5 protein-coding genes and 1 pseudogene are annotated in these 4205 nt (G+C 36.0%); 2 read left to right on the top strand and 4 right to left on the bottom strand.

What is annotated here, in order from left to right:
* From AC3AX0_RS08285 to AC3AX0_RS08300, 4 genes are all read right to left on the bottom strand, one after another.
* The coding region (locus AC3AX0_RS08285; protein ID WP_487549828.1) for an ATP-binding protein at positions 1 to 490 on the bottom strand (490 nt) is incomplete at its 3' end.
* Positions 483 to 1580, bottom strand: a complete 1098-nt coding sequence (locus tag AC3AX0_RS08290; RefSeq protein ID WP_487549829.1) for an NAD(P)/FAD-dependent oxidoreductase — start codon at positions 1578 to 1580, stop codon at positions 483 to 485. The genes AC3AX0_RS08290 and AC3AX0_RS08285, both read right to left, overlap by 8 nt.
* Positions 1577 to 1882 (bottom strand): (2Fe-2S)-binding protein, encoded by a 306-nt coding sequence (locus AC3AX0_RS08295; RefSeq protein WP_487549830.1) that lies wholly within the window; start codon positions 1880 to 1882, stop codon positions 1577 to 1579. The genes AC3AX0_RS08290 and AC3AX0_RS08295 overlap by 4 nt, the downstream gene beginning before the upstream one ends.
* A 160-nt stretch (positions 1883 to 2042) precedes the next feature.
* Positions 2043 to 2864, bottom strand: a complete 822-nt coding sequence (locus AC3AX0_RS08300) for an undecaprenyl-diphosphate phosphatase (RefSeq protein WP_487549831.1) — start codon at positions 2862 to 2864, stop codon at positions 2043 to 2045.
* Between the two features lie 375 nt (positions 2865 to 3239).
* On the opposite strand from AC3AX0_RS08300, the pseudogene AC3AX0_RS08305 reads away from it, so the two are divergent.
* Positions 3240 to 3365 (top strand): annotated as a pseudogene (locus tag AC3AX0_RS08305) (helix-turn-helix domain-containing protein); the annotation flags it as partial.
* 93 nt (positions 3366 to 3458) lie between these two features.
* On the top strand, positions 3459 to 4160 hold the full coding sequence (locus tag AC3AX0_RS08310) for a Fic family protein (protein ID WP_487549832.1): 702 nt from the start codon (positions 3459 to 3461) through the stop codon (positions 4158 to 4160).
* Positions 4161 to 4205 lie beyond the last annotated feature (45 nt).

Here is a 4205-nt window from a genome sequence, read left to right on the forward strand (position 1 = left end):
ATTTTGCCCCCGCTTCAATATTTCTGAATTTATAAAGCAAATCCCTGGGTACTTCAAGAGTTACAATCAAGGTTCTGTCAAGAGACTTTGAATTCAAGACTTTCACTACCTTTACGTCACCAAGATAATTTCCTTCCCTGTCAAGACCTCTTACCATCTGACCCTTTTCAGGAACAGGAAGCAATTCATAGGGAATACTCATATGGAGATAATCCTCGGATTTTGACCCGTCAACCAGCATGATGGCAAGACCTGGACATTTCCCAAGACATACACCGCAGCCTACACATTTTTCAGAAGACACTACTGGAAGATTGTTGATATCATCACCCATGTATATGGCATTGAACCTGCAGGATGTAACACAGGGGTTGCAGGGAATTTTCTGGAAACATTCAATAACTGCTACAGGTCCATTGTTTATAGTTTCAATTGAAGGAAATATATTCGAAATTTGATCTTTGGTTGCTACTCCATTAATTTCAAGCATTGTCACGTCTCCTTTCAATTTGATCTACTCCATCCCTTATATGCTTTCCTAAAGGTCCGGCTCTCAAGCTGTCAAGCTGGCCCTTGTAGTCAGTTAAGAGTTCATCATAGTTTTCATTTATTCTTCCGATTTTTTTTGCTGCATGGAGACCTGCCAGATATCCTTCAACCATGGCAGCGCTTGCTTCTTCTATGCCACTGCTGTCTCCAGCTGTGAAAATATTTTCAACAGTTGTTTCATAGTTGTCGTATCTCATTGGTACAAATCCGCTCAAGCTTGATACATATTTCATTTCGCAGCCAACCATGGACAGAAGTTCGTTTAGAGGTGAAAGTCCAACAGATATGCACATTACATCTACATCAAGTTCTTTCTCCGTGCCTTCAATAGGATTCCATTTCTCATTCAGTTTGCAAATAACAGCTTTTTCAAGAAAGTCATTACCCTTAGCTTCAACCACTGTATGTCTTGTCATAATAGGTATTCCCATTCTTCTGATTTTCGAAGCATGGACATGGTATCCTCCGATTTTTGGAGCTGCATCTATTATGGCTTCTACCTTGACTCCAGCCTGTATAAGCTGGTAGCTTACTATAAGTCCTATATTTCCGGCACCTACCATTAGTACCTTATTCCCAGGTCTAACACCATAGACATTCATTAAAGTTTGAACAGCACCTGCACCGTAAATTCCAGGAAGGTCATTGTTCTTGAATGCAAGGAATTTTTCGGATGCACCTGTTGCAACAATTACTGCATCAGGCTTGATTTTATAATACTTCGATTCATCCTCCATAAGGGTTATCATTCCGTCTTCATAGAGTCCAACTACATTGGTGTTTCTAATGATTTCAATATTTTTCTTGTATGATTCAAGCTTCTTAAATAAAATACCCGTTATATCAATACCTCTGGTGGATGCATATTGCTTTTCAGATCCAAAAAACATATGGGTCTGTTTAACAAGCTGTCCACCAAGGTTGTTGTTTCTTTCAATGATTGTTACCTTTGCTCCGGAAGAAGCTGCGCTGATTGCAGCACAAAGACCGGCAGGACCTGCTCCTACAATTGCTATTTCAGTTTTTTTCATTCCAGTCCTCCTTTGCCTTTTTGTGTTTCAACTATCATTCCCTCTTCAAGTTGAGTAACACAGGTCTTTATATTTGACTTTCCATTTACAACCATAAGACAGGAGGAGCAGTTTCCAATTGCACAATAAAAACCTCTTGGCCTTTGCTTGAAAATGCTTTCACCCAGAACCTTTACATTAGCTGCATGAAGTGCCGCCGCTACAGTTTCACTTTCATACCCTTCCATCTCTTTACCGTCGAATTTAAACTTTATTTTTTTACCTCTTTCAAATTTTAAAATAGGATGTTCTTCTATTCTCATGGTTGCCTCCTGTATGCAAAGATGATTGTTTTTTACTCAATATCTACTTATATATAAGTATAGCAGATACATGTTCACAATTCAACGAGGTGAAGGGAGGGTATAAAAAAATCCCAACACCTGATTAGGTTGTTGGAATTTTCAAATCAATATGTCTTTCTTATAACATAAACAAAGCTAAAACTGCCGTACCAAGAATAATTCTATACCATCCAAATGCAGCAAAATCATGTTTCTTTATATAATTTAGAAGGAATTTTATAGCAATAATGGACACGATAAAAGCAACAATCATACCACCAACCAAAATATATATCTCTATTCCCGAAAATCCTCTCTGGAATTTAACAATCTTTAATAAACTTGCTCCAAGCATTGTAGGTACAGCAAGAAAAAAAGTAAATTCTGCTGCTGCAGTACGGGAAACCCCCATCATAAGTGCTCCTATAATTGTTGCTCCAGATCTTGATGTACCAGGTACCATGGCGAGAACTTGGAACAAACCAATAATTATAGCTGTCTTATATGGGATTTTACTTGCGATGTCAACCTTAAGAGTTCTATTTTTATTCTTTTTTTCTATGAGTATGAACCAAATACCATAGAAGATTAGCATAGTTGCTATAACTACTGGGGTGTAGAAATGGGACTCGATATAGTCATCAAATGACAAACCCAAAATGATTGAAGGAATTAATGCAACCATAACCTTCAACCACATTTTAATTATATCCATGTTTATTGAAAAATTTTGCTTATCGGTTTTATGAATAAATGGCCACATTTGGGACCATTGTAAAACGATAACGGACAAAATTGCACCAAATTGTATGACTACAAAGAACATCTCTTTAAAATCAGGTAGCATATTTAAAGGAACAAAAGCATCAAACAACAACATATGCCCCGTACTGCTTATTGGCAGCCATTCCGTTATTCCTTCAATTATTCCAAGTAAAATAACTTTTAATATTTCAATCATATCATTACACCTCCAGAGATCCTTGGAAGTAATAGCAAGGGTACGCATTTTTGATCATAGGTTACATCGATTCCATTGAGTATGTTTTCAATTACATTCATTTTAAATCTCCTGGATAATTATTTTAATTTTGTTCTTTAATAATCTTTCTATATTCAAAGTAGATCACCAATTTTAATATAATGTATGCTAAAAAGTAGCATAAGAATACATATGTAATTAAATACAGTGTATTTGTAACGAGATACTATCATGCAAAAATCTTAATGTCAAGGATTCAAGGGGACTAATAATGGATCCTTCAGATGGGTGGAAAAGGAATACAATCATTGATATTATTCCGATATCGGTATAGTATTAAAGAGAGGTGTTAATATGTCGTATTTAAGTGTTAAGGAAGTCAGTGAAAAATGGGGTATAAGTGACCGAAGAGTAAGGGTTTTGTGTACGGAAGGAAGAATAGAGGGAGCAATTAAGATAGGACGTAGCTGGTCGATTCCGGAAGAATCAGTCAAGCCAATTGATGGAAGAGAAGTGCAAAATAGCAAATATCTAGGAATTGATTATGACTTTACAAGAATCGATAATCTGAAAATGAAGATAAACAATTACAGACCCTTCCCTTCAAATACAGCTAAATCTCTTCATGATAAACTGATTGTAGAATGGACATATAACAGTAATGCCATAGAAGGCAATACACTGACAATGTCTGAAACCAAGGTTGTCTTGGAGGGCATAACAATCGGCGGGAAAAGTGTTGTTGAACATCTGGAAACAATTAACCATAGAGAAGCAATTCTTTTTATTGAAGAATTAATAAGCAACAAGGAAGAATTGACTGAGTGGAACATAAAAAATATCCATGCATTAATTCTAAAGGAAATAGATAATAAAAATTCTGGAAGATATAGAAATGAAAATGTGTTAATTAGTGGTGCAAAGCATATACCACCAAAACATTTTGAACTTGATCATTTTATGCAAAAACTGATCAGAGAATATGAAAAAGAGTGGAAGGCATACCATCCCGTAGTAAAGGCATCGTTACTCCATGGAGAGTTTGTAAAAATACATCCATTTATTGATGGGAACGGTAGAACAGCTCGTCTACTTTTGAATTTTGAACTGATGAAACATGGTTACACACCAATAATAATAAAAAATGAACGTCGAGCAGATTATTATGATGCACTGGATCTGGCGCATACTACAATGAACTATGGACCATTCCTTAAGCTTGTTTCAGAGTTTGTTGTGGAGTCAGAAGAGTTATGGGTTACGATATTAGAGTAGAGAATACTACGTTATCTATCATTGTTTTGGAGCAAAATCCAAATT

The sequence above is a fragment of the Dethiosulfatibacter sp. genome (assembly GCF_983023055.1).

Coding starts and splice junctions, on each gene's coding strand:
- AC3AX0_RS08290 (WP_487549829.1), bottom strand. CDS start 1,580: ATGAAAAAAACTGAAATAGCAATTGTAGGAGCAGGTCCTGCCGGTCTT.
- AC3AX0_RS08295 (WP_487549830.1), bottom strand. CDS start 1,882: ATGAGAATAGAAGAACATCCTATTTTAAAATTTGAAAGAGGTAAAAAA.
- AC3AX0_RS08300 (WP_487549831.1), bottom strand. CDS start 2,864: ATGATTGAAATATTAAAAGTTATTTTACTTGGAATAATTGAAGGAATA.
- AC3AX0_RS08310 (WP_487549832.1), top strand. CDS start 3,459: ATGAAGATAAACAATTACAGACCCTTCCCTTCAAATACAGCTAAATCT.